We start from the raw sequence: 22376 nt of genomic DNA, 5'->3' as shown, positions 1-22376 counted from the left end.
CTGCGGATGAACCGTTCGGCGTCACGGCACGTATGGAAGGGCGAACGCATCGCCGGTTTCCCCGCCGCCGGAAGCGAGGTACCGCCATCAGCGACCACGACGCCCAACTGCTGCGCGCGCTGCACGACGAGCATGCCGACGCGCTGTACGCGCACGCCCTGCGGCTCGTCAACGGCGATCGGCCCCGGGCCGAGGACCTGGTGCAGGAGACGCTTCTGCGCGCCTGGCGGCACCCCGAGTCGCTGGACCCGCGGCGCGGCTCGGTACGCGCCTGGCTGTTCACCACCGCGCGGAACCTCGCGATCGACGCCTGGCGGCGGCGCTCGGCCCGGGTCGGCGAGGTCTACACGGACGAACTGCCCGAGACCGCGGAGACGGTCGACGAGACGGAGCGTGCGGTGGAGGCGTGGACCGTCGCCGAGGCGCTCAACCGGCTCAGCCCGACTCATCGGGAAGTGCTTGTCGAGTGCTTCTACCAGGGGCGTTCGGTGGCGGAGGCGGCGGCGCGGCTGGGCGTTCCACCGGGGACGGTGAAGTCGCGTACCCACTACGCGCTGCGCTCACTACGGTTGGCGCTGGCCGAGATGGGGGTGACCGGGTGACAGGCTGCGAGTTCGCGCACGACGACGGGGCGTACGTGCTCGGTGCCCTCGCTCCGGCGGACCGGGTCGCCTACGAGCGGCACCTGGCCGGGTGCGCGCAGTGCCGGGAGGCGGTGGCGGAGATCGCCGTGCTGCCCGGCCTGCTGGGCCGGCTCGACCCGGCCGGGCTGGAGCAGTTCCTGGAGGTCGGGCCGGAGACGTCACGGGTGCCGGCGCTGCTCGACGCCGCGCGCGAGCGCAAGCGCCGCGAGCGGTCCCGCTCCCGCCGACGGTACGCGCTGACGGCGCTCGCCGCCGCCGCGCTCGCGGTGCTGGCGGGCGTCGGCGTGGGGCTCGTGCAGTCGCCGGCCGAACCGTCCAAGCCGCCGGTGGCGCTGGCCTCGATGCGGCCGGTGGCCGGGACGGTGCCGGTGCACGCCGAGGTGGGGCTGACCGAGACGCCGTGGGGCACCGAGGTCACCATGCACTGCGGGTACGACAGGCGGGCCGGGCACCGGGAGGCGTACACGTTCCGGCTGGTGGCGCACGGCCCGGACGGCGCGACGGAGCAGATCGGCTCGTGGCTCGCCGCCCCCGGTGACGACCTGCGCTTCTCCGGCGTCACCCGCTTCACCAAGGGCGAGCTGGTCCGCCTGGAGCTGCTCCGAGGAACGAACTCCCCCGTCCTGGCCTACGACCTCCGCTGACCCTTTCCCTTCCCGTTGATCTTGCACTTGTGGCCCTCGTTCCGGGCGGTTCGCCCCTTTCGCCGGGGCGGAAAGTGCAAGATCAGCGAGACGGGGTGGGGGTGGGGACGGCTGGGGTGCGGGCGGCCCGGCGGGTGCGGTGGGAGTGGCGCAGGGCGTCGGCGGTGAAGACGACCAGGGCGAGCCAGACCAGGGCGAAACCGGCCAGCCGGGCCGGCGGCATCGGCTCGTGGAAGATCAGCACGCCGCAGCCGAGCTGGAGGATCGGCGCGAGGTACTGCAGCATGCCGACAGTGGACAGCGGCAGCCGGTTCGCCGCCCCGGCGAACAGCAGCAGCGGGATCGCGGTGGCGGCCCCCGCCAGCACCAGCAGCGCGGTGTGCCCGGCCGACACGTGCCCGAACGTCGAGTCGCCGCGCGCCGACAGCCACCCCAGGTACGCCAGCGCGGGCAGTGCCAGCACCGCCGACTCGACGAACAGCCCTTCCGTGGCGGGCAGCGCGAGCCGCTTCTTGACCAGTCCGTACCCGGCGAAGCTGAACGCCAGGGTGAGCGCCAGCCAGGGCAGGCGGCCGTAGTCGACGGTGAGCACCGCCACCGCGAGCGCGCCCACGCCCAGTGCCGCCCACTGCGCCCGGCGCAGCCGTTCCCGGAGCACCAGTACGCCGAACAGCACGGACACCAGCGGGTTGATGAAGTAGCCGAGCGCCGTCTCCACCACCCGGTCGGAGTTGACGCCGTAGATGTACGTACCCCAGTTGACGGCGATCAGCGCGGCGGCGAGCCCGATGCCGGCGAGCGCCCGCGGCCGCCGGGCCAGCTTGCGCAGGAAGCCGGCGTGCCGCGTGGCGGCCAGCAGCAACGCCACGAACGCCACCGACCAGAGGATCCGGTGCGCGAGGATCTCCACCGGCCCGGCCGGGCGCAGCAGCTTCAGGTAGATCGGGAAGAAACCCCAGATCAGGTACGCGCCGACGCCGTACAGGTAGCCGAGCCGGAGCTGGTTCACCGCTCCACCGTAAGTGGTGGATCCTTGTCTTGGTCCTTATCGGTGACCGGCGTCACCCGCTGATCCAGCTCCATCCACCGATCCGCCGCGACCGGCCGGAAGCCGATCTTCGCGTAGACCCCGTGCGCGTCGAGCGTGGCGAGCAGGATCCGGCGTACGCCCAGCTCGTGCAGGTGGTCGCGAACCGCCCCGGCCAGCCAGGTGCCCAGCCCGCCACCCCGCTCGGCCGGGTCCACGTACACGTCGCAGAGCCAGGCGAACGTGGCCCCGTCGGTGACCACCCGGGCGACGGCGACCTGCCGGCCGTCACCCGGCCGGTAGACGCCGAAGGCGATCGAGCCGGCGAACGCGCGCGCGACAGTCTCCCGCTCGCGCCCCAGTGCCCAGTACGCGTCGGTGGAGAGCCAGACGTGCACCCGGTCCAGGTCGATCCGGGCCGGGTCGGTGCTGATCTCGTAGCCGTCCGCGCGGGTCACTGTGAACACGCGGCCGAGGCTAGTACCGCCGCCCCGCCCTCTCGCCAGCCAATTCCCTCCTGCTGGCCTGGTGAGCCCGGCCGGCCGCCGGGGCGACCGGCCGGGGCCCGGCGTCAGTCGCGGTCGAGGACGGCGCCGAGGATCCAGGTGACGATGCCGACGAACAGCGCGCCCAGCACCGCCTCCGGCCAGAACCCGTCCACGTGGAAGGGCAGCCCGGCCTCACCGGCGATCCAGCTGGTGAGCAGGAAGAGCAGGCCGTTCACCACGAGCGCGATCAGGCCGAGGGTCAGCAGGTAGAAGCCGCACCCCACGGTCTTGATGATCGGCTGGAGCACCGCGTTCACCACGCCGAAGATGACCGCGACGAGCACCAGCGTGATCACCGTCTCGGTGGCCGAGTCGGAGTCGAGCGAGATGCCCGGGATGAGCAGGGTGGCGAGCCAGAACGCCACCGCCGTCGAACCCACGCGAATCAGAAGACCCTTCAGGAAATCCATGGCCGGGATCGTGCCACGGCCGTACCACCAGGGGAAGGCTCGACCTGGTACGCGGCGGCGCGGCTCGTCAGTGCCGGGCCGGGCGACCGACCAGTTGCGACTCGACGGGCGTGGGCGAGAGCAGCGCCCAGCGCAGGGCCCGCCGGTTGACCACCGCCACCATGTCGTCCCGGATCCGGGTCAGCCACTCCGCGGAGCCGCCCAGGCCCAGCGCCGCGCCCGCCAGCGCGGCTTCGTCCGGGTCGAGCGGCTGTAGGATCGCCAGGTCCGCGCGGGCCAGCGCCTGCGTGTCGGCCGGGGTCAGCTCGTCGCGGACCAGCAGGACCGACTGCCAGGCGGCGGCCGGGCCGGCCGCCGGCGGCACCGGGCCGGCGTCCACCACCACCAGCAGCGGGTGCAGCGGCGAACCGGGCGCGCCGCCGACCGGACGACCCGGCGGAAGCAGCGGTACGCCGCCACCGAGCGTCCCGACACCCCGTACGAACGGCTCCCAGAACCGGGGACGGCCGGTCTGCACCACCACGCGCGCGCCGAGCGCCAGTGCCCGCAGCACGAGCAGTTGCGCCGCTGCGACGCCGCCGACGAGCAGCACCCGGGTCGTGGCCGGACGGAACAGGCGGACGGTGAGCGCGGCACCGTGCCGGTTCGCGCCCACCATCAGGCCGGCGGTGGCAGGCGGCAGGTCCAGCGCGGGCGGAGGCGAACCGGCCGGAGGCGCGGCCCCGCCGGTCACCGCCAGCGGCAACGTAGCCGCCAGCCCGGCCAGGTGCTCACCGTCGAGCCGGCGCAGCTCGCCGCCGACGTCACCGGCGACCCGGCGCAGCGTGCGCTCCGCGGTCGACAGCTCGGCCGCGCTGCCGGCCGCCACCCGTACCGCCAGCTCGGCCGGGACCGGCGTCGCGCCGACGCGCGGACCGGCCGTGAGCGCGACTGTGGTGGCGGTGGCGGGTAGCGCGAGCAGCCGTCCCACCAGCCCGCGGGCCGCCTCGCCGCGCGGATCCGGCCACCGGCGCAGACGCCAGGTGGCCTGCGCCAAGCCACCGACGGCGAGCAGCGGCCAGGTCTCCCGCACCGGGGCGCCGGGCTCGTGGTGGGCCAGTTCGGCGATCACCCGCAGCGCCGCGTCGCCGCCGAGCGGCCGTGCGGTGAGCGGGCCCAGCCGGCGGACGAGCCGCCGCAGGGTGCCGGACAGCGCCCGCAGCAGATCCTTGTCCGGCCAGCCATCGGCGCGCAGCACCTGGACGGCCAGCACCACCCGGGTCCGCCCAGCCACCCGGCCGTCGGTGAGCTGACGGTACGACGTACCCGCCGGGCCCTCCGCGACGGCGGGCGCGGGTGCGGGCGACGCCGAGAACACCAGCTGCAACCGGATCGCGGGGGCGTCCGGGCCGGCCGGGGGAAGTAGGTCGAACGGCGTGGGCAGCTCGGGCGCGTGGTCGCCGAGCAGGTCGTCCGGGTCGCCCAGCTCCAGCAGCGCGGTCAGGCCGGCGGCGTCGTGCACCACTGCCGCGCCGCCGGGCGCCTCCGTCGCGCCGACCACCGCGCCCGGCCGGAGCAACTCCAGCAGCGCCGCCGGCCCGGCCGCCGCCGGCAGGGCGCGGCGCCGGGTCAGGTACGCGGCGGCGGTGACGAGCCACTCGTGCAGCCAGCGGCCACGCACCCGCACCCAGGCGCCCGGCAGCAGCAGGGCCGCGACCAGCAGCGAGACGGCCGTCGGCACGACACCTCGACCGGCGGCCGCTACCAGCACCGCCACCGCGACCTGGGTCGCCACGATCTGACCGGCGCGCAGTCGCGCTGCCGGGCGGCTCGTCCATTGTGGTGTCCGAACCGGGACGGACGCGGGCCGCTCCGGCGCACTGACGGTCACCGCACCTCCTCGCCGGGCCTCCGCGTGACGTTGCCGTGGCTCATCGTAGTGGCCGAGTTGTCCACAGGGGAGCCCGAAGGGGTAGCAGAACCGAAGTCGGACGGCTACCGTCAGCGACGAAATCGTCGAGTTGCGTGTCCGCCGCCGCCGGGCTTCCCCCTCCACCGGCCCCGGGCCCCGCCGACGAGTCCACGGTGGTCACACGGTGGCCAGCCACGACCGAGGAGACGAGGTGACGTCCGGGATGTCCCAGACCCAGGCAGAAGCCGCGGTGATGCAGCAGACCGCCGCGAAGTTCGAGCAGGTCGACCAGTCGCTCCAGACCATGCTCAGCGGCCTGATGGCCGAGCTGGAGGTGCTGCAGCAGGCCTGGCGGGGCGCCGGTGGGCGCTCGTTCGCGCAGGTCAAGCAGCAGTGGGCGCAGGATCAGGCCGCCCTTCAGCGGGCGCTGCGCGAGACCGCCACCGCGATCCGTAGCGCCGGCCGCCACTACGACGTCTCCGACACCGAGGCCGCCGGCCGGGTGGCGGGCACCAACCGCGGCATCCAGCTGCCTCTCTGACAACCGGAAGGATCGAATTCATGGAGCACGGTGTGCTGGTCGTCAACTTCGCCGCCCTGCAACAGGCCGGCGCCGACATCCAACGGGCCCTGTCCACCCTGGAGAGCCAGCTCGGTCAGCTCGAACGCGACGCCGCCCCGCTGGTGGCGAGCTGGAACGGCGAGGCCCGCGAGGCGTACGAGGTGCGGCAGTCCCGGTGGCGGGCCGCCTCGCAGGACCTCCAGGCGATGCTGCGTGACATCAAGCTCGCCGTGGAGGACTCCGCGGCCGACTACCTCGACACCGAGAAGCGCAACGCCAACCTGTTCCAGTGAACCGACGCCGCGCGGCCCGGGCAGGTGACCCGGGCCGCGCGGCTTCACACGTGACCTGTTGTCATCTCGGCGTGACAGTGCCGGCCGGGTCGGCGGCCCGCCAGCGTCGCCGCGCGCCGCGCGGCAGCACCAGAGTGAGCGCCGCCACGAGCACCACCGCCCCGCCCGCCACGGCGGCGGCCAGCAGCGCCCGGTCCCGGGCCGAGTCCCGGCGGGACTGACGGGCCAGCGCGGCCGGATCCGGGCGGTCCTCGGGAAGCGTGGCACCCGGCCGGGTGCGGGAATCCGTCGCGCCGGCCGACTCGGTCACCGCCCGGTACGGGTTCAGCACCCCCGCGCCGTAGCCCGCGTCCCGCCCCGGCGCGGGGTCGGCGGCGGCCACGATCCGCCCGGCCACCTCGTCCGCGCTCAGCCGTGGCCGGTACTGGCGCAGCAACGCCGCCGTACCCGCCACGAACGGGGTGGCGTAGCTGGTCCCCTCCGCCCGTTGATGCCCCGACCGGGGCGCCGCCATCAGCACCTCGCTACCCGGGGCGACCACGTCCACGTACGAGCCGGTCTGGGAGAACGCGGAACGTGTCCCGTCCCGCCCGATCGAGCCGACGCCGAGCACCCCGTCGTACGCCGCCGGATAGGGCCGGGGATCACCGTTGTCGTGCAGGTTCCCGGCGGCGGCCACCACCACCACGTCCCGCCGCACCGCGTAGGCGACGGCGGCGCGTACCGCCGGGTCGTCCGCGTACAGGACGACCGAGAGGTTCAGCACGTCGGCGTCGTGGTCCACGGCCCAGCGGATGGCGCGGGCGAACCCGGCCGCGTCGACAGTACGCCCCGACTCCCGTCCCTCGACCACCTGCTGCTCGCTGACCCGTACCGGCAGGATGCGCGCGTCCGGCGCGAGGCCGCGGAACGCGACGCCGGGCTGCGGGGCGGCGGCGATGATGCTTGCCACCCCGGTACCGTGCCCGGCGCAGTCCCGGGTGCCGTCCCCGCCGCCGTCGAGGAAGTCGGCGCCGTCGAGTACGCGACCGGCGAGCTGCGGATGGGACCGGTCCACACCCGAGTCGACGACCGCGACGACGACTCCGGCGCCCGTCGCGAGCGGGGTGAGCCGGTCCGGGGCGTACCGCTGCTGCGGCCACGGCTGGTCCGCGACCGGGCGGGCCGGCGCGGGCGGCGAGGCGCAGCCGGCCGGCGCGCGAGCCGCCGACGCGGTGGCCGGAACTCCGGTGACGAGGAGCGTCGCCAGGGCGGCCACGACGGGGTACGCGACTGGCCGAGACATCGACGACCTCCGTAGCGTGTCGGCTCCGGAACGGGATGTTAGCGCCTCTCTCACTCCGGGGCCGCCCGTCGATGGGCAGAAGTCCTGATCTTGCCGCCACCTTGTAGGTTGTATGCGATGCCTGTGGCCTGTTCGCGGAAGGAGAGGTGGCCGTGACCGGATGGGAGCCGGCCACCGAGGCCGAGGTGGCGATGCGGGATGCGCTGCGCGCGCAGGACCAGCAGCAGTACTTCCGCGTGCTGACCCGTGTCGATCTCCTGCTTCCGATCGCGAGCGGGCCGTCCGCCGGGTGGGGCACCTGGACCGCCGGGGGTCGCACCCACGTCCTGGCCTTCACCTCCGTCGCCGCGCTGCGCGCGAGCCTGGGGGAGAACGCGGGTGCCACCCGCCGCGTCCCCTACCCGGATCTGGCGGCCGGCTGGCCCAACCCCGAATGGTGGCTGGCGGTCAATCCCGGCCTGCCGATCGAGGGCTACCTGCCCGCCTGGTACGTGGCTCAGCTCTCCCGGGGCGACGTCCGCCTGCCCGGCCGCACCATGGGCGCCCGCGCCCGGCTGGAACGGGTGGAGAACGCCACCCGGGGGGCCCGGAACACGGTGCCCGAGGCCGCGCCCCGGCCGCCTGCCGTTCCCGTCCCCCCGGCCGCCGTCACGCCCGCGACCGTGCCCCATGCCGCCGTCCCGCCGGCCGCTGTTCCGCCACCGGCCGTGCCGCCACCCGCGATGCCGCCCCCGGCCGTGCCGCCGGTCGCCGGTGCGCCCGGCCGGGACGAGCGGCTGATGGAGGCCGGTGAGCCGCCCACGGTACCGATGCGGGCCGCCTCGGTCCTGGGGCGACGGCTGCCCACGGTGCCGCCCCGCCGCCGAGGGCCGGACGGCGACGTCCCGAGCCGGACCGCTCCCGGTGCCGAGCCGGACACGGACGCCCTCGACGGCTGGCTCACCGACCTGCGCCGCCGCCCGGACGAGCCGGACCCGTTCGCCGCCGCCCCGGAGGCAGCCGCCGACGAGCCGCCGACGGCCGCCGCCGCTCCGCCGCCGGCCCGCTCCTTCTTCGAGCCCTCGTCCGGTGGCCGTTCGGCCCGTCGCCCGTCACCGCTGGATCCGTCGCGCCGGGCCGGTGAGCGTGCCGCCCCGCCGACCCGGTTCGCCGGCGGACAGCCGTTTCCGCGCCGGCGGCCGCTGAACGAGCCGGTACGCGAGGGCCCGACCGAGGCCTTCCCGACACGGACGGACGAGCCGTCGACCGTGCCCCGATCGGAGGAGGCCACCCAGGCGTTCCGGCCGACCCGCCCGTCCGAGGACGCGACCGAGGCGCTGCCCCGGCGGCACGCCGGCCCGGCCCCGGCCGCGCGGACCGCCCCGGCCACTGCGGCGCAGGCCGGACCGGCTACCGCCGCGCACGTCGGACCGGCCACTGCCGACGGGTGGGGGGCCGCGCCGGGCAGCACGGATGGTGACACCGCGCGGTGGGAGACGCTCGACGAGCCGATGGAGGAACTGCCGCCGTCGATCGCCGAACCGGTGTCCGCGCCGCCCGTGTCGCGCCGCGATTTCACCCCCATCGTCATCGAGGGCACCGTCATCGAGGCCCGCGACCTGACCGAGCCGGAGCCGGTCCGGTCCGCGCAGCCGACCGGCCCGATGCGTGCGGAACCGGCCGAGGGCGGGCCCTGGGCCGGCACCGCCGACCCGACGATGCCGCTCTCCGTGGACCGTCCGGTCGCCGACGACACGGTGAACCTCGCCGAGCCGGCGCCGACCCACCTCGGTGGACCGGACCGGAGTTCGGAGCCCGACGAGTCGACGGTGTCGCTCGCGTCCGCGTCCGAGCCCACCACGTCGCTGTTCGAGCCGTCGTCCTCGGCCGGCGAGGTCACGGCGCCGCTGTTCACGTCGTCATCGGCCGAGCCGACCGTCTCGCTGTTCGACCCGGCGCCCGCCGAGCCGACCGCGCCGCTGACCGGTCCGGCTGAGGGCGAGCCGACTGCGCCGCTGTCCACGTCGCCGGCTGAGGCTGAGCCGACGGTGTCGCTCACGTCGGCGCCCGAGCCGACCACGTCGCTGTTCGAGGCGTCGTCCTCGGCAGACGAGGCCACGACGTCGCTGTTCGCGTCATCGCCGGCTGAGCCGACGGTCTCGCTGTTCGACCCCGCACCGACCACGCCGCTGTCCGATCCCGCTCCGGCGGAGCAGCCGACCGTCTCCCTCTTCGAGCCGGCGGCCAGCGACGACGAACCTGTCACCACGTCGCTGTTCGCGTCCAGCGACGCCACCGTCGCGCTGTCCCCGCCGACGGCGGAGCCCGCGGCACCCGCCACGCCAGACGATCCGCCGGCCGCCGAGTTCGTACCGGCGAACGACGTCGAGGAGGACCTGCTGGCCGCCGCGGGCAGCGGCAGCACCGACGGTTTCCTCACCACCCTGCTGCTGGCCCGGGTGCTGCTGCCGGTCGCGCCCGACTCGGCCACCGGCAGCCGGCCGGGCGACGCCGGCTTCGTCTGGCATGCCGACCACGTCGACGGCGAGCGGTGCGTCTCGGTCTACACCTCGCCGGAACGCCTGGCCGAGCACACCGAGGGCCAGATCGAGACGGTACGGGTCAAGTTCGTGCAGCTCATCCGCAGGTGGCCGGACGCGGCCTGGTCGTTCCGGGTGAACCCGGGCAGCCCGGTCGGCGCGACGTACCCGGGGGAGCAGGTTCTGGCGCTCGCCAACTGGGCGGCCGAGGTGGGTCTCGGCGACGACCCGGAGCCGGCCGCCGCGCCGCAGCCGGCGGAACGACAGCGCCCGGAGGCGCCCACCATCGCCGCGAACCGGCCGGTGACCATGCAGAAGGCGATCGCGGCGAGCCAGCTCGCGTACTACCTGGAGCGTGGCTACGACCGGGTCTCCGGATTCGTGCACCGGGCCGGGGAGCTGGCGCATCTGCGTACCCCGGCGGAGCTGTACGGCGCGCTCGGGCTCGGCCACCCGGGCTCGCCGTTCTCCCCCGACGACGAGGAGATCTACCTGCTGCGCTGGCCCGCCTACCGGCCGAGCCTCTACCGGATCCCGTACGGCGGCCCGAACGAGGCGGCGATGCGGGCGATGGAGGGCTGGGTGATCGAGCGGCCCCCGTTCCGCGGCAACGGCTTCGCGCCGGGGGAGAGCAGCGACGTGATCGCCGAGTTCAAGGTGGACAGCGCCCGGCTCCCGCACGGCGCCGAGCTGTGGCGGGTCGGCGCCGACGGCGACAGCAGGCTGGTCGCGGTCCTTGACACCGACGAGCTGCTGTGGCGGAAGGCGGGCGAGGCGTGAGCCGCGACGGCTACGTGGCCCGCTGGCGGGGCCGGGAGTACCAGGCCAGCCCCGACGGCGACGACATCCGCCTCTACCAGCCCGGCCCGGACGAGGGATTCACCGAGGTACGCCCCGGCCGGTACGTCCGGGTGGTGCCGGCCGCCGAGGTCGACGATCTGGCGTACGTGCGGACCACCTGCACCTGGCAGGGGCAGCCGTTCATCGTGCTGGCCGAGCACGAGGGGTGGCTGCGGCTGGAGTACACCGGTGGGCGCTGGCCGGTGGCCGAGGCGATGGGGCTGGAGGCGTTCGACTTCGGCGTCTACCAGGGCTGGGCGCCGGCGGCCGAGGTGGCCGACCTGGGCGAGCAGCGGGTCTGAGTCAGGACTTCGCCCAGCGCAGAATCTCGCCGAGCACCAGGTCGCGCGCCTCCACGTGCGGGAAGTGGCCCACGTCGTCGAGCAGCCGCCACTCGTACGGTGCGGTGACGTAGCGGCCGGAGCCCTGGGCGGTACGGGGAAGTGAGGCCCGGTCGAGGGCGCCGTGCAGTTGCAGGGTCGGCGTGACCAGCGGCTTCTGCATCAGCTTCACGAAGCGGTAGCCGTGCAGCCGCAGCACCGAGCGGAATGCCCAGCGGTAGCCCTCCATCGCGCAGAACGCGGCCTGCGGTATCTGCATCGCCACCCGGCAGCAGTGCGCGTAGTCGGCGAAGTCGGGGCCGGACACCCAGCGCGGCCCGCCCCACCGGCGCAGGATCTCCTCCACCTCGGCGGCGTCGTCGCGGGTCAGCACGTGCTCGTAGCGGGGGAGCTGGAACTTCAGCGTCGCGGTGGCCGAGGTGAACTGGCCGCGCGGGTCGGCGAAGATGGCCGCCCGCAGCCGCAGCGGGTGCGGCGCGCCGAGCACCACGAGCCGCCGGACCAGGGTCGGGTGGAAGGAGGCGGCGGTCCAGCCGATCAGCCCGCCCGCGCCGGTGCCGACAACGGTCGCCGACCGCTCACCGAGCGCCCGGATCAGGCCGGCGACGTCGGCGGCGAGCGTGTAGCCGTCGTACCCCCTGGGTGGTTTGTCGCTCGCGCCGTAACCGCGCAGGTCGACCGCGACCGCCCGGAAGCCCGCGTCGGCGACCGCCGGCAGCATCTCGTGCCAGGCGTACCAGTATTCGGGGAAGCCGTGCAGGAAGAGCACCATCGGACCGGTGCCCGCCTCGACGACGTGGAACCGGCTGCCGTTGGCGCCGACGAACCGGTGCGTCCACGGCCCTTCGGGCAGGACGCAGGAGTCGTCGACGGGTCCGCCGCGCTGGTCGGTCATGGGGCACAGCCTAGGGCCGCCGGTCACCCACCGGACCCGCAGGTGACGAGGATCAGGGATTTCTCCGGGCGGTCACCTGGAACCGCGCACCCGGGCCGACTCCCGGCGTCGTGCGCGGCCTGCCACCGGCTGTCACTCCTCGATGATCCGCATGGGGATGCCCGGTCCGCAGTCGACGGAGCGGTCCCGTGCGGTGAGCCGCAGCGTGACCAGGTCGCCCTTGCGCAGCTCACCGGCGTTCGGGCCGTACACCGCGTACTCCGTGCCGTTCTCGTCGATCAGGCCGTAGCACGGCCCGGAGCCGCCCCGGGTGATCCAGCCGGCGACGACGCCCGTCGGCCGGTTGTCGGTCGGCGTCTTCGGCGGCCCGGTGGGCCGCCGAAGCGTCGGCAGGTCGGTCGCGGACAGCGGGGTGGGGTGATCGGCGGGCGAGGCGGGGCCGCTCGCGGCCGGCTGGTGGTCGTCGGACACGGATCCTCCGTCTCGGCCGCGCCGGCGATCAGCCCGTCGCGGGGCGGCCGGCAGCGTGGTGCGGGTGTCGAACGGATGGGACGCGGGCGGGGTACGCCGGGTTCCCGGAAAGGGCGATGCCCGGGCGGGTGAACCGCCCGGGCATCGTGTGGTGCGTCGATCAGTGGATCAGGAGAAGCGGACCTTCAGCGAGGTGCCGTTCTGCTCCAGAACCTTGATCTTGGTGCCGGTGGCCGGGAGCTTGACACCGTGGTTCGGCAGCTCCGGGTACCAGTACTGCTTGGTGTCGTCGAACAGCGGCTGCGCCGCCTGGCCGCGGATGTACTGCGGCTGGCTGTTGAGGTGCAGCGTGAACGAGTCGGCCTTCTTCAGGCTGAACGGCGCGTCGTAGACCTGGACGCGGGCCCGCCAGGGCGCCCCGGTCAGGTTGTAGATCGGCCGCGGGTGCGCGTCGATGATCATGTTCCGACCCTCACCCGGGTGCGCGAACGTGTCGTTGTCCGCGAACCGGAGGTTCCAGTAGGAGATCAGCAGACCCTCCTGGTACGCGTAGTGGTCCACGTAGTCCGGGCGGGTGTTCGCGTAGCCGAAGAAGTACGGGCCGGTCTTGAGGTACTTGTCGTACGAGACGTACGACCGGTTGCCGGCGATGTAGTAGTTGTCGAACTTACGGGTGTAGGTCTCCTCGACGATGCTGAAGCCGCTGAGGGTCCAGCCGTTGGCACCGGCCTCGGCGCCGTCGGTGAGGAGGGTCTGACCGTCGGCGGTCACGGTGATCGCGTCACCGTAGAAGCCGCCCTCGGAGACACCGCCGTCCGTCTGGTAGCGCAGCCGGAACTGCACGACGTTGCCGGCGACCGCGTCCATCGGGATGTTGACGTCGACCCACTGGTCGTTGCTGGAGCCGTCCAGGGCGTAGCGCCCGGGGGAGATCTCCTTCAGCGGGGTGCCGTTGGCCGTACCGGGCAGCGAGGTCCAGGTCTGGCCACCGTCGGTGGACGCCTCGAAGAACAGGTAGTCGTAGTCCGCCTCGATGCTGTAGCGACCCTTCATCGACAGCGCGGCGCTGGTCTTCCCGGTGAGGTCGACAGTGCGCGTCATCGTGGTGTTCAGGTCGTCGTCGTTGCCCGAGAAGAACTGCTTCGTACCCTCGAACGGCTTGCCGTTCTGGAACGTGTACTCCCGCTGCGGCAGCACCACCACGGCGCCCTGGGCCTTATTGGAGTTGTACTCCTGCGGGCCCAGCTCCAGGGTGCGCTTCTGGCCGGCCACGACGACCTCGTAGTCGAGCCAGCCGAGCTGGAGCTTGTTCCAGGCGCCGAGGTCGCCACCGCGCTCGCCGATGCCGCCGTCGTTCTTGGCGCCGAGCCGGCTCTGGGCCATCAGGGTCCAGTGCTCGTTGTTGTTGTCCCCACCGCTTACCACGTTGTAGTCGTCCGGCAGACCGAGGTCGTGGCCGTACTCGTGGTAGAAGACGCTCCGGCCACCGTTCTCCGGCTGGATGGTGTAGTCACCGATCCAGACGCCGGTGTTGCCGATCTGGGTGCCGCCGGCCGGGAAGTTCTCCGGGCCGGTGTTGCCCTGGTCGCTGGCGAAGGCGTACCACCGGTGGCTCCAGATGGCGTCCTCACCCTGGTACGGGTCACCGTCGGCCTGGTCGCCGCCGGCGTGGACGATCTGGAAGTGGTCGATGTAGCCGTCCGGCTCGTTGAAGTTGCCGTCGCCGTCGAAGTCGTACCGGTCCCACTCGTCCATCGCCTTGACGTCCGCGGCGATCTCCGCGTCGGAGCGGCCCTGCGCCTTCTGGTCGGCGACCCACTGGTTGGCGGCGTCGCGGACCAGCGCCCAGGTGTTGGTGCAGACGTTCGAGGCGCACGGGTAGCCGTCGGAACGGCCGTAGCGAGCCTCGTTGTACCGCACCTTCACCCAGTTGGTGACCTCGCCGTCGACGCTGTACCGACCCGAGGACTGGGCCTCGTAGTACTGCTTCAGCGACTCGTCACCCGGGTTGGTGCCGAAGTACAGCTGCCGGTAGTGGTCGGCGCTGTAGTCGGCCTGCCAGACCGTGGAGTTGTCCACCGCCCGGTTGGGCTGCGGAATCTGGTTGCGGAGCGGGCCGTCGAACCGGGTCGGGCCCGGGGTGTCCGGGTCGGTGTCCTGGTCCGGGTAGCTCGGGTGCCGCTCGTCGCCGAACTCCGCGAGGATGACGAAGATCTTGTCGGTCCGTTCGCGGGAGAGTTCGACGTACTGGTCCTTGGTCGGACCCTTGCCGGCCTTGGTGCTCTTGGCGGACCTGCCCGCCGAGGGGCCTTCGGCAGCGCGCTCGCCGACCTTGACGACCGTGCTGCCGTTGATCTTCTGGGCCTTCGCCCTGCCGGACAGGACCTCGCTCAGGCCCTCCTGGCGCAGCGCGCGCCGCTTCTCCTCGAGCGGGTTGGGCAGGTCGTGCTCAGCCTGCGCAGGCTCGGCCACCGACGGAGCGGCGGCCGGCAGCTTCGGCGTCGGCGCGGCGCTGGCGGCCGTGCCTGCCACCAGCCCCGTCGCGGTCAGCGAAAGCCCGAGCAGACCCACTGCGACTTTGCGCACGTGGTACCTCCGGTGTGAGGGAACCGGCCCAACTGGGGGTACGGGCCGGTGGAACGTCCCACTAGTGGGACCAAGGGTGAACATAGACACTGCTGCGACTGGTGGGAAGATGTGTGCGTCGATTTGTAGCAACTTTTTGTTGGGGATGCTTTTCACCGTCACACGTCGCACCGTCTGCGAGGCGTTGACCAGCAGTGATGCGTGGATCATGTAGTGCAGTGACAGTCATGGATCAATTGGTTACGCGGAAGGGCCGGGAGCGCTCACGCTCCCGGCCCTTCCCTCATCGGCACCGTTCAGATCATTTTTCGGTCATTCCGGTTCCGCTTTGACCGTACCGCTCAGCTACGCGGCGGGACCACGTACACCTGGGCGTACGAGTTGTCCTTGGCGGCCCGCTTGATGATGATCGAGACGCCGTACTGCACGCCCGCGTCACCCGGGTTGCCGGTGCCGAGCACGATCGCCCCACCACCCAGCGTCGAACCGTAGTAGTCCGTCGCGGGAGTGCCGTCCGGGTTCACCACCCGGGTCGTGTACTGCTGGTTGCCCCGCGACGGGATGACCACCGAGGCGTCGTTGTCCCGCGAGTACGCGGCGCCGTCACGGATCTCGATGCCCGGGTACCAGCCCTTGGCGTCGGTGAAGCCGCGCACCGGAGCCTGCGGGCCGAACTTCGTGCAGTACTCGCTGTACGGCTCGTCCGCCGCCTCCAGGCACTCCTTGAACGGGTACGTCGGCTTCAGGCCGAACGCGGCGTTGGAGGACTGCGGCCGGCTGGGCAGGTTCTTCAGCACCGACGGGTCCTTCTCGGCCGCGACGCCCTTGCGGCGCAGCGGGTCGTTGTGCGAGTCGACGATCAGCAGACCGCCCTTGGCGCCGTAGCTGGGCAGCGCGGTCATCTGCGCGGTGACGTGGTTGACGTCGCCGAGCTGGGTGTCCCGGTACCAGACCAGCATGCCCGGCGCGTTGTACGCGATCCGGTCGACCTTCCAGGCCTCGTGCGAGTAGACGGTGTCGTAGGTGTACTTCAGGCCCTTGTCGAAGCCGTCGAAGTTACGCCACTCGGCCAGGTAGTAGTGCGACTTCACCTGGGTGCCCGAGTCGATGTACCAACCCGCGCCGCTGGTGTCGGTGAAGGTGCCGCCGGTCTGGGTCCAGCCCGCCGCGCCGCTCTCCACGTCGTCGCTCCAGGTGGTGGCGCCGCCGCCGGTCACCGAGAAGTCGTCGGCGAACCAGCCGCGCTCCACGAACGCCTCGTCGGTGGCGTACCGCAGCCGCACCTGCACGGTCTGCCCGGCGTACGACGACAGGTCGACGTAGTCGTGCCGCCAGCCGCCCGTGCTGCCGGTCAGGCCGTACTTCTTGTTGCCGAAGTCGACCATGCGGCCGTTCGGGTCGGCGTAGCCGTCGTTGGTGGAGACCAGCGCGCCGCCCTCGGCGTACACCTTCTGCTCGTTCCAGGTGGTGCCGCCGTCGGTGGAGACCTCGACGAAGCCGAAGTCCCAGTCCGCCTCGATGACGTAGTTGTTCCACATCCAGAACTTCGCGTCGGCGGCGTTCGGGACGGTCACCGTACGGCTGAGCTTGACGTCGGCCCAGTTCTGGTCGGCGCCGGAGTACCACATGTTCCCGCCGCTGTGCGGCGTCGCCAGTGAGATCACCTTGTCCGGCAGGTCGATCTTGATGCCGTCCTCGGTGCCGACCGGCGTACGCGACGTCTGCCCGAGGTTGACCAGCTTGGACCGGTCACCCGGTCCGAACGTCTTCGGCTCGGCCCAGCCCAGCACCCACTTGTCCCAGAGACCCATGTGCGTGGGCAGCGCCTGGAAGATCTCACCGGAGTGCGAGCCGGACGCCATCAGGTCCCAGAAGTCCACGTCGGAGTCGGCGTTGCCGGACGTGTCGTAGAGGTCCGGCAGGCCGAGGTCGTGCCCGAACTCGTGGGCGAAGACGCCGACGCCGGCGTCCTCCGGCTGCACGATGTAGTTCGACACCTTCAGGTTGGTGCCCGGGATCGTGTAGCCACCGGCCACGGTCGAGGAGTGCGCCCAGACCGAGTAGATGCCGACGTCGCCGCCACCACGGGACTTGCCCTGGTTGGCGTGCACCAGCACGAGGTGGTCGATCACGCCGTCCGGTTCGTGGTAGTTGCCGTCGCCGTCGCGGTCGCTCTGGTCCTCGATGTCGTAGTCGGCCCAGGGGAAGTCCGGGTCGGCCGCGGCCAGCGCGTCGATCGCGTCGGTGGCGAGCCGGCCGGCACCCTGCGGGTTGTCCGGGTGGCCGTTCATCGACTGCTCACGCCCGGCGACCCAGTTGCCGTTCTCGTCCTGGAAGCAGCGCGAGGCGGCGTACCAGCCCTCCGAGTGCGGCACCGTGATCCACGGGCTGGCCTGCCCGTCCACGGTGTACGCGCCCTTGGACATCTCCAGGTACATGTTGTGCATGGTCCGCCCGGCGAGGCTGATGCCCGGCTTGCCGTCCGGCCCCTTCAGGTCCTTGCGGACCCGCTCGGTGATGCCCTTCTTGCTGTAGAGCATCTTGTCGTAGTGGGCCGGGGAGAAGTCCGGCACCCACATCGAGTTGTTGTCCTTGTGCGGCAGCGTGGCCGGGTTCGGGATGGTGTTGTGCCGCGGCCCGTTCTGCACGGTGCCGGGAACGCAGGTGCGGTCCTCGAACACCGTCTTCGGGACCATCACGTTCGTGAAGTCGTCGTTTGCGTTGTCGTTGAACTCGACGAGCAGCGTCAGCAGCTTGGCGGTCTGCGTACTCTTGGCCTTCTTGATCTTGCGAGGGCTCTGGCCGGTCCGGATGGACTTGGCCTCCAGCTTGGCCAGCTCGCGCGCCGCGATCGGGTTGCCCCCGGCGTACTTGCGGTCGTAGGCGCGGGCCTCGTCCGCCGGCGAGGAGAAGATGCCGTCGCGGCCCTTGACCTCCTTGCCGCCGGTGTCCGGCTGGACCTCGGGCTCGGCGTAGTTGATGTAGTGCTCGTCCGCCCCGATCGTGACCGGTGCGGACCGGGCCGGCTGAGCCGCCGCGCTGCCCGTCACGGTCAGCGACGTGGCCGCGAGCGCGATGGCGGGCAGTGCGACGAGTAAGCGTCGCCGTGCCCTGTGCTGCGACATGGGGAGCATGCCACTCCGTTCGTAGGGAATGGTGAGGGACCGGCCGTCTCAGTGACGCTCGTCGAAATCCGCCGGTTGGCTGAACGTAACCGACGACGAGCGACATCGACAGAGTTGATCAGGCCCTCTGGCCGATCAGGTCAGTCCCGGCTCCCCCGATCGACCGGCGCGGATCCCGGATGCGACGAGGGGGCGGACCGCCCGGCGGCCCGCCCCCTCGTCATCGCTCGACGTCAGTCCTCGTCGGACTTCCCGCCGCTCATCCCCGACGAGATCAACTCCATCACCGAGGAGTCCTGGAGCGTGGTCACGTCGCCGAGCGACCGGTTCTCCGCCACGTCCCGCAGCAGCCGGCGCATGATCTTCCCGGAGCGGGTCTTCGGCAGCTCCGGCACCAGCATGATCTGCCGCGGCTTGGCGATCGGGCCGAGCGTCTTCGCCACGTGGTTACGCAGCTCGGCGATGAGCTGCTCGCCCGCGTCACCGGAGATCTCCGCGCTGCCGCGCGGAATGGCGAACGCGACGATCGCCTGGCCGGTGGTCGGGTCGGTCGCGCCCACCACCGCCGCCTCCGCCACCGACGGGTGGCTGACCAGCGCCGACTCCACCTCGGTGGTGGAGATGTTGTGGCCGGAGACCAGCATCACGTCGTCCACCCGGCCGAGCAGCCAGATGTGCCCGTCGTCGTCCTTCTTCGCGCCGTCACCGGCGAAGTAGACCCACTCGTCGCCGGTGTTCGCGCCCGCGCCGAACCGGGACCAGTACGTCTCCAGGAACCGGTTGTCGTCGCCCCAGATGGTCCGCAGCATCGACGGCCACGGCTCCTTCAGCACCAGGTATCCGCCGCCGCCGTTGGGCACCGACTGACCCTGGTCGTCGACCACGTCGGCGACGATGCCGGGCAGCGGGCTCATCGCCGAGCCGGGCTTCGCCTCGGTCACGCCGGGCAGCGGTGAGATCATGATGGCGCCGGTCTCGGTCTGCCACCAGGTGTCCACCACCGGCAGCTCGCCACGGCCGACGTGCTGGCGGTACCAGATCCACGCCTCCGGGTTGATCGGCTCACCGACGCTGCCGAGCAGGCGCAGCGACGACAGGTCGTACCCGGCCGGGATGTCCTCGCCCCACTTCATCATGGTGCGGATCAGCGTCGGCGCGGTGTACAGGATGGTCACCTTGTACTTGTCGACGACCTCCCAGAACCGGCCCTTGTGCGGGGTGTCCGGGGTGCCCTCGTACATGACCTGGGTGGCGCCGTTGGAGAGCGGGCCGTACACGATGTAGGAGTGCCCGGTCACCCAGCCGATGTCGGCGGTGCACCAGTAGACGTCCGTCTCCGGCTTCAGGTCGAACACCGCGTGCGTGGTGTACGACGCCTGGGTCAGGTAGCCGCCGGTGGTGTGCAGGATGCCCTTCGGCCGGGCGGTCGTGCCGCTGGTGTAGAGGATGAACAGCGGGTGCTCGGCGTCGAACGCCTGCGCCTCGTGCTCCGGCGACGCCGTCTCCACCGTCTCGTGCCACCAGTGGTCCTTCGCCGACCAGGCGACCTCCTCACCGGTACGCCGGACCACCAGCACGTGCTCCACCGACGGGCAGTTCGCCACCGCCTCGTCCACGGTCGGCTTGAGCGCCGACGGCTTGCCCCGGCGGAAACCGCCGTCCGCGGTGATCACCACCTTGGCGCTGGCGTCCTGGATCCGGTTGGTGAGCGCGTCGGCGGAGAAGCCGCCGAAGACCACGCTGTGCGTGGCGCCGATCCGGGCGCAGGCGAGCATCGCCACCGCCGCCTCCGGGATCATCGGCAGGTAGATCGCCACCCGGTCACCGGCGGTCACGCCCAGCTCGGTCAGCGCGTTCGCCGCCTGACAGGTGAGCTTGTGCAGGTCGGCGTAGGTGACGGTACGGGTGTCGCCCGGCTCGCCCTCCCAGTGGATCGCCACCTTGTCGCCGAGGCCCGCCTCGACGTGCCGGTCCAGGCAGTTGTACGCCACGTTGAGCCTGCCCCCGGTGAACCACTTCGCGAACGGGGCGTTCGACCAGTCGAGCACCTGCTCCCACGGCTGGGCCCAGGCGAGCCGGCCGGCCTGGCGCTCCCAGAAGGCGAGCCGGTCACCGGCCGCCTCCTCGTACGCCTCGACGGTCACGTTGGCGTTCGCGGCGAGTTCAGCCGGCGGCGGGAACTGGCGCGTCTCGTTCAGCAAGTTGGCCAATGCCTCGCTCATGCGGTGACTCCTTCGTCGCGTGACCTGCGTCTCCTGATGCGGGGAAGGTTAGTCCCGGCGTACCCCGGCCGCGAGCGCCCGGCCCCTCACCGCGCGCCCAGTGGCCCTCCCCTCGCGCCGAGGTGTAAGGAAGGGCACCTCATTAACGCCTCCGGTGGAGGAAGGGCCCCTTGTTGACAACCCCGGGCCTGGGGGGAGCCGGGCGGTCGCTAGCGTGACGGGGTGACCACCGATCCGCTCGCCCCGCTGCTCGCGCTCGCCGACGTCGCCACCGCCGTCGAGCAGGCCCGCGAGCGGGTCGATCTGGCCCACCGGCACCGCGCGCTGCGCCGCCAGGGCGGCCAGGTCGCCGCCGAGGTCAGCCTCCGCTCCGCCGTGGCCAGCGCCGCGCTGGAGGGCCGCGTCCACGACCGCGAGGAGGTACGCGCCGGCACCGTCACCGACCCGGTGCTCCAGGGTGCGCTGCGGGTCGCCGGGGCGCTGCCCGGCCTCAGCGACCTCTGGCCGAAGGCCCCCCGGCAGGTGATGGCCCGGCTGCACGTACTCGCCGCCCGCGACGTGGTGACCGAGGAGGAACTGGGCCGGCCGGTCGCCGACCCGGTGGTCGCGGCCCGCCTCGACGGCCTGGCCGCCCTGGTGGCCGGTGGCACCAAGGTGCCACCGCTGGTGCTGGCCGCCGTCGTACACGGCGAGTTGCTGAACCTGCGCCCGTTCCCGGGCCCGTCCGGGGTGGTGGCCCGCGCCGCCGCCCGGCTGGTGCTGATTTCCACCGGTTTCGACCCCCGCGGGCTGGTCGCGGTGGACGTCGGTCACCGTGAGCGCGAACCGGAGTACGTGGGCGCGGCCGGCGCGTTCGCCACCGGCACACCCGACGGCCTGCGCTCCTGGCTGCGGCACTACATGACGGCGGTGGAGGTCGGCGCCGAGCAGATCACGCTGATCGGAGACGAGATCCTCGCCGCGTCCTGACGGGCGCGAGGCGTCAGGCGGTGGGTGCGGCGGCGCGGGTGCGGCGGTGCCGGCCGTACCAGGCGATGCCGATGGCCACGCCGACGCCCACGCCGAGTGCCGCCGCCGCGACCGGCACCGCCGGCCGCTCGCGCAGCCGGCGGCCCAGCGGGATCGGGTGCCGGAACTCCAGCACCGGCCACGCGTTCTCCAGCGCCAGCTTGCGCAGCGCCCGGTCCGGGTTGACCACCGTCGGATGCCCCACGCACTCCAGCAGAGGCCGATCGGAGTACGAGTCGGAGTACGCGTACGAGTCGGCCAGGTCGTAGTCGCGCTCCAGGGCCAGTTCGCTGACCGCCTCGACCTTGCTCGGGCCGGCGGCGTAGAACTCGACCTCTCCGCTGTAGCGGCCGTCCACCACGCCCATCCGGGTGGCGATCACGTCGGTGATCCCGAGCAGCTCACCGATCGGCCGGACCATCTCGTCGCCGGACGCGGAGACCAGCACCACGTCCCGCCCGGCGGCCTGGTGCTCCTCGATGAGGGCGGCCGCCTCGGCGTACACATAGGGGTTGATCAGTTCGTGGAGTGTCTCCGCGACGATCTGGCGGACCTGTTCCACCGGCCAGCCCTTGCAGAGCGTGGCGAGGTAGTCCCGGGTGCGGGCCATGGTCTGCTCGTCGGTGCCGCCCAGCCGGAACATCAACTGCGCGTACGCCGACTTGACCACGTCACGCCGAGTGATCAGCCCGTCCCGGTAGAACGGCCGACCGAACGCCAGGGCGCTCGACTTGGCGATGACGGTCTTGTCGAGATCGAAGAAAGCGGCGCTACGGCCCACGGCGCGAAAGTCTAGCCCGACCGGAGGCATCGAGGCGTCCGCCCGGGTCGCGAAAGCCGACGAGCACCCGGCGGAGTGACGGTGGTCACAGGTAGCTATCGATGAATTTAGCTTTGCGTGGAGTGAACAACACTCGACGTATAAGGGTCGACTGCGGCATGCTTGTCCTCGCGACGGGAGTTCGCATACCCGGCGTCGATGGGCCTCGGCGGTTGCACCCCCCGTAACCGCTGAGTCGGTTCGGCTCGACCCCCCCGGAGCCGAACCACAAGACGACCCCCGTC

Annotated in this window: 18 protein-coding genes; 7 read left to right on the top strand and 11 right to left on the bottom strand. The window is 72.4% G+C overall.

All coding sequences use genetic code 11. The features are described 5' to 3' along the window. Nucleotides 1–32 precede the first annotated feature (32 nt). The gene (locus tag IRY44_RS21280) at nt 33–602 is read left to right on the top strand and encodes a sigma-70 family RNA polymerase sigma factor (protein WP_013283619.1); all 570 of its coding nucleotides are present in this window, start codon (nt 33–35) and stop codon (nt 600–602) included. Then, the gene (locus IRY44_RS21275) at nt 599–1288 is read left to right on the top strand and encodes a zf-HC2 domain-containing protein (RefSeq protein WP_194802026.1); all 690 of its coding nucleotides are present in this window, start codon (nt 599–601) and stop codon (nt 1286–1288) included. The genes IRY44_RS21280 and IRY44_RS21275 overlap by 4 nt, the downstream gene beginning before the upstream one ends. An 82-nt stretch (nt 1289–1370) precedes the next feature. Here the strand turns inward: IRY44_RS21275 and rarD are convergent, their stop codons facing one another. The 4 genes from rarD to eccE form a co-directional block, all read right to left on the bottom strand. Further along, entirely contained in the window at nt 1371–2297 is a 927-nt protein-coding gene (gene rarD, locus IRY44_RS21270; RefSeq protein ID WP_194802025.1) for an EamA family transporter RarD, read from the bottom strand. Beyond that, on the bottom strand, nt 2294–2782 hold the full coding sequence (locus tag IRY44_RS21265; protein ID WP_194802024.1) for a GNAT family N-acetyltransferase: 489 nt from the start codon (nt 2780–2782) through the stop codon (nt 2294–2296). The genes rarD and IRY44_RS21265 overlap by 4 nt, the downstream gene beginning before the upstream one ends. 104 nt (nt 2783–2886) lie before the next feature. After that, nucleotides 2887–3273: a phage holin family protein gene (locus tag IRY44_RS21260; RefSeq protein WP_013283623.1), complete on the bottom strand. Its 387-nt coding sequence runs from the start codon at nt 3271–3273 to the stop codon at nt 2887–2889. Nucleotides 3274–3340: 67 nt separating this feature from the next. Next, nucleotides 3341–5143, bottom strand: coding sequence for a type VII secretion protein EccE (eccE, locus tag IRY44_RS21255; RefSeq protein WP_194802023.1), 1803 nt, complete (start codon nt 5141–5143; stop codon nt 3341–3343). A 244-nt stretch (nt 5144–5387) separates the two neighbouring features. On the opposite strand from eccE, the gene IRY44_RS21250 reads away from it, so the two are divergent. Both IRY44_RS21250 and IRY44_RS21245 read left to right on the top strand, forming a co-directional pair. Continuing rightward, a complete protein-coding gene (locus IRY44_RS21250; RefSeq protein WP_018787788.1) occupies nt 5388–5705 on the top strand; it encodes a WXG100 family type VII secretion target in 318 nt (105 codons plus the stop codon). A 20-nt stretch (nt 5706–5725) separates the two neighbouring features. Then, complete coding sequence (locus IRY44_RS21245) at nt 5726–6019, top strand: WXG100 family type VII secretion target (RefSeq protein ID WP_135242906.1); 294 nt, start codon at nt 5726–5728, stop codon at nt 6017–6019. A gap of 61 nt (nt 6020–6080) precedes the next feature. On the opposite strand, the gene mycP is transcribed toward IRY44_RS21245, so the two are convergent. Then, the gene (mycP, locus tag IRY44_RS21240) at nt 6081–7304 is read right to left on the bottom strand and encodes a type VII secretion-associated serine protease mycosin (RefSeq protein WP_194802022.1); all 1224 of its coding nucleotides are present in this window, start codon (nt 7302–7304) and stop codon (nt 6081–6083) included. A gap of 152 nt (nt 7305–7456) precedes the next feature. Here mycP and IRY44_RS21235 point away from each other — a divergent pair, with 152 nt between their 5' ends. Continuing rightward, nucleotides 7457–10603 (top strand): SseB family protein, encoded by a 3147-nt coding sequence (locus tag IRY44_RS21235; protein WP_194802021.1) that lies wholly within the window; start codon nt 7457–7459, stop codon nt 10601–10603. Beyond that, on the top strand, nt 10600–10965 hold the full coding sequence (locus tag IRY44_RS21230) for a hypothetical protein (RefSeq protein ID WP_013283629.1): 366 nt from the start codon (nt 10600–10602) through the stop codon (nt 10963–10965). Before IRY44_RS21235 ends, IRY44_RS21230 begins: the two co-directional genes overlap by 4 nt. Nucleotide 10966: 1 nt before the next feature. On the opposite strand, the gene IRY44_RS21225 is transcribed toward IRY44_RS21230, so the two are convergent. The 5 genes from IRY44_RS21225 to acs form a co-directional block, all read right to left on the bottom strand. Then, on the bottom strand, nt 10967–11899 hold the full coding sequence (locus IRY44_RS21225) for an alpha/beta fold hydrolase (RefSeq protein WP_194802020.1): 933 nt from the start codon (nt 11897–11899) through the stop codon (nt 10967–10969). A 132-nt stretch (nt 11900–12031) separates the two neighbouring features. After that, entirely contained in the window at nt 12032–12370 is a 339-nt protein-coding gene (locus IRY44_RS21220; protein ID WP_194802019.1) for a hypothetical protein, read from the bottom strand. 168 nt (nt 12371–12538) lie between these two features. Continuing rightward, nucleotides 12539–14941 carry an immune inhibitor A domain-containing protein gene (locus tag IRY44_RS21215; RefSeq protein WP_194802201.1) on the bottom strand — a complete coding sequence of 801 codons (2403 nt, stop codon included), beginning with the start codon at nt 14939–14941 and terminating at the stop codon, nt 12539–12541. A gap of 356 nt (nt 14942–15297) precedes the next feature. After that, the gene (locus tag IRY44_RS21210; protein ID WP_228532548.1) at nt 15298–18081 is read right to left on the bottom strand and encodes an immune inhibitor A domain-containing protein; all 2784 of its coding nucleotides are present in this window, start codon (nt 18079–18081) and stop codon (nt 15298–15300) included. 233 nt (nt 18082–18314) lie between these two features. Further along, a complete protein-coding gene (gene acs / locus IRY44_RS21205; protein ID WP_194802017.1) occupies nt 18315–20303 on the bottom strand; it encodes an acetate--CoA ligase in 1989 nt (662 codons plus the stop codon). A gap of 222 nt (nt 20304–20525) precedes the next feature. Between acs and IRY44_RS21200 the strand changes: the two genes are divergently transcribed. Further along, nucleotides 20526–21272 carry an oxidoreductase gene (locus IRY44_RS21200; RefSeq protein ID WP_194802016.1) on the top strand — a complete coding sequence of 249 codons (747 nt, stop codon included), beginning with the start codon at nt 20526–20528 and terminating at the stop codon, nt 21270–21272. A 13-nt stretch (nt 21273–21285) separates the two neighbouring features. Here the strand turns inward: IRY44_RS21200 and IRY44_RS21195 are convergent, their stop codons facing one another. Then, on the bottom strand, nt 21286–22092 hold the full coding sequence (locus IRY44_RS21195) for an HAD family phosphatase (protein ID WP_194802015.1): 807 nt from the start codon (nt 22090–22092) through the stop codon (nt 21286–21288). Nucleotides 22093–22376 lie beyond the last annotated feature (284 nt).

It is taken from the genome of Micromonospora sp. ANENR4 (assembly GCF_015354395.1).
Classification (GTDB): Bacteria; Actinomycetota; Actinomycetes; order Mycobacteriales; family Micromonosporaceae; genus Micromonospora; species Micromonospora aurantiaca.
Note: the sequence above shows the minus strand (reverse complement) of the source record. Positions and strands in the feature narration are given on the sequence as shown.

What these genes read in the sequence shown, in the direction of transcription:
- IRY44_RS21280 (WP_013283619.1), top strand. Translation starts at nt 33, where the DNA reads ATGGAAGGGCGAACGCATCGCCGGTTTCCCCGCCGCCGGAAGCGAGGT.
- IRY44_RS21260 (WP_013283623.1), bottom strand. Translation starts at nt 3,273, where the DNA reads ATGGATTTCCTGAAGGGTCTTCTGATTCGCGTGGGTTCGACGGCGGTG.
- IRY44_RS21250 (WP_018787788.1), top strand. Translation starts at nt 5,388, where the DNA reads ATGTCCCAGACCCAGGCAGAAGCCGCGGTGATGCAGCAGACCGCCGCG.
- IRY44_RS21245 (WP_135242906.1), top strand. Translation starts at nt 5,726, where the DNA reads ATGGAGCACGGTGTGCTGGTCGTCAACTTCGCCGCCCTGCAACAGGCC.
- mycP (WP_194802022.1), bottom strand. Translation starts at nt 7,304, where the DNA reads ATGTCTCGGCCAGTCGCGTACCCCGTCGTGGCCGCCCTGGCGACGCTC.
- IRY44_RS21225 (WP_194802020.1), bottom strand. Translation starts at nt 11,899, where the DNA reads ATGACCGACCAGCGCGGCGGACCCGTCGACGACTCCTGCGTCCTGCCC.
- IRY44_RS21210 (WP_228532548.1), bottom strand. Translation starts at nt 18,081, where the DNA reads ATGTCGCAGCACAGGGCACGGCGACGCTTACTCGTCGCACTGCCCGCC.
- acs (WP_194802017.1), bottom strand. Translation starts at nt 20,303, where the DNA reads ATGAGCGAGGCATTGGCCAACTTGCTGAACGAGACGCGCCAGTTCCCG.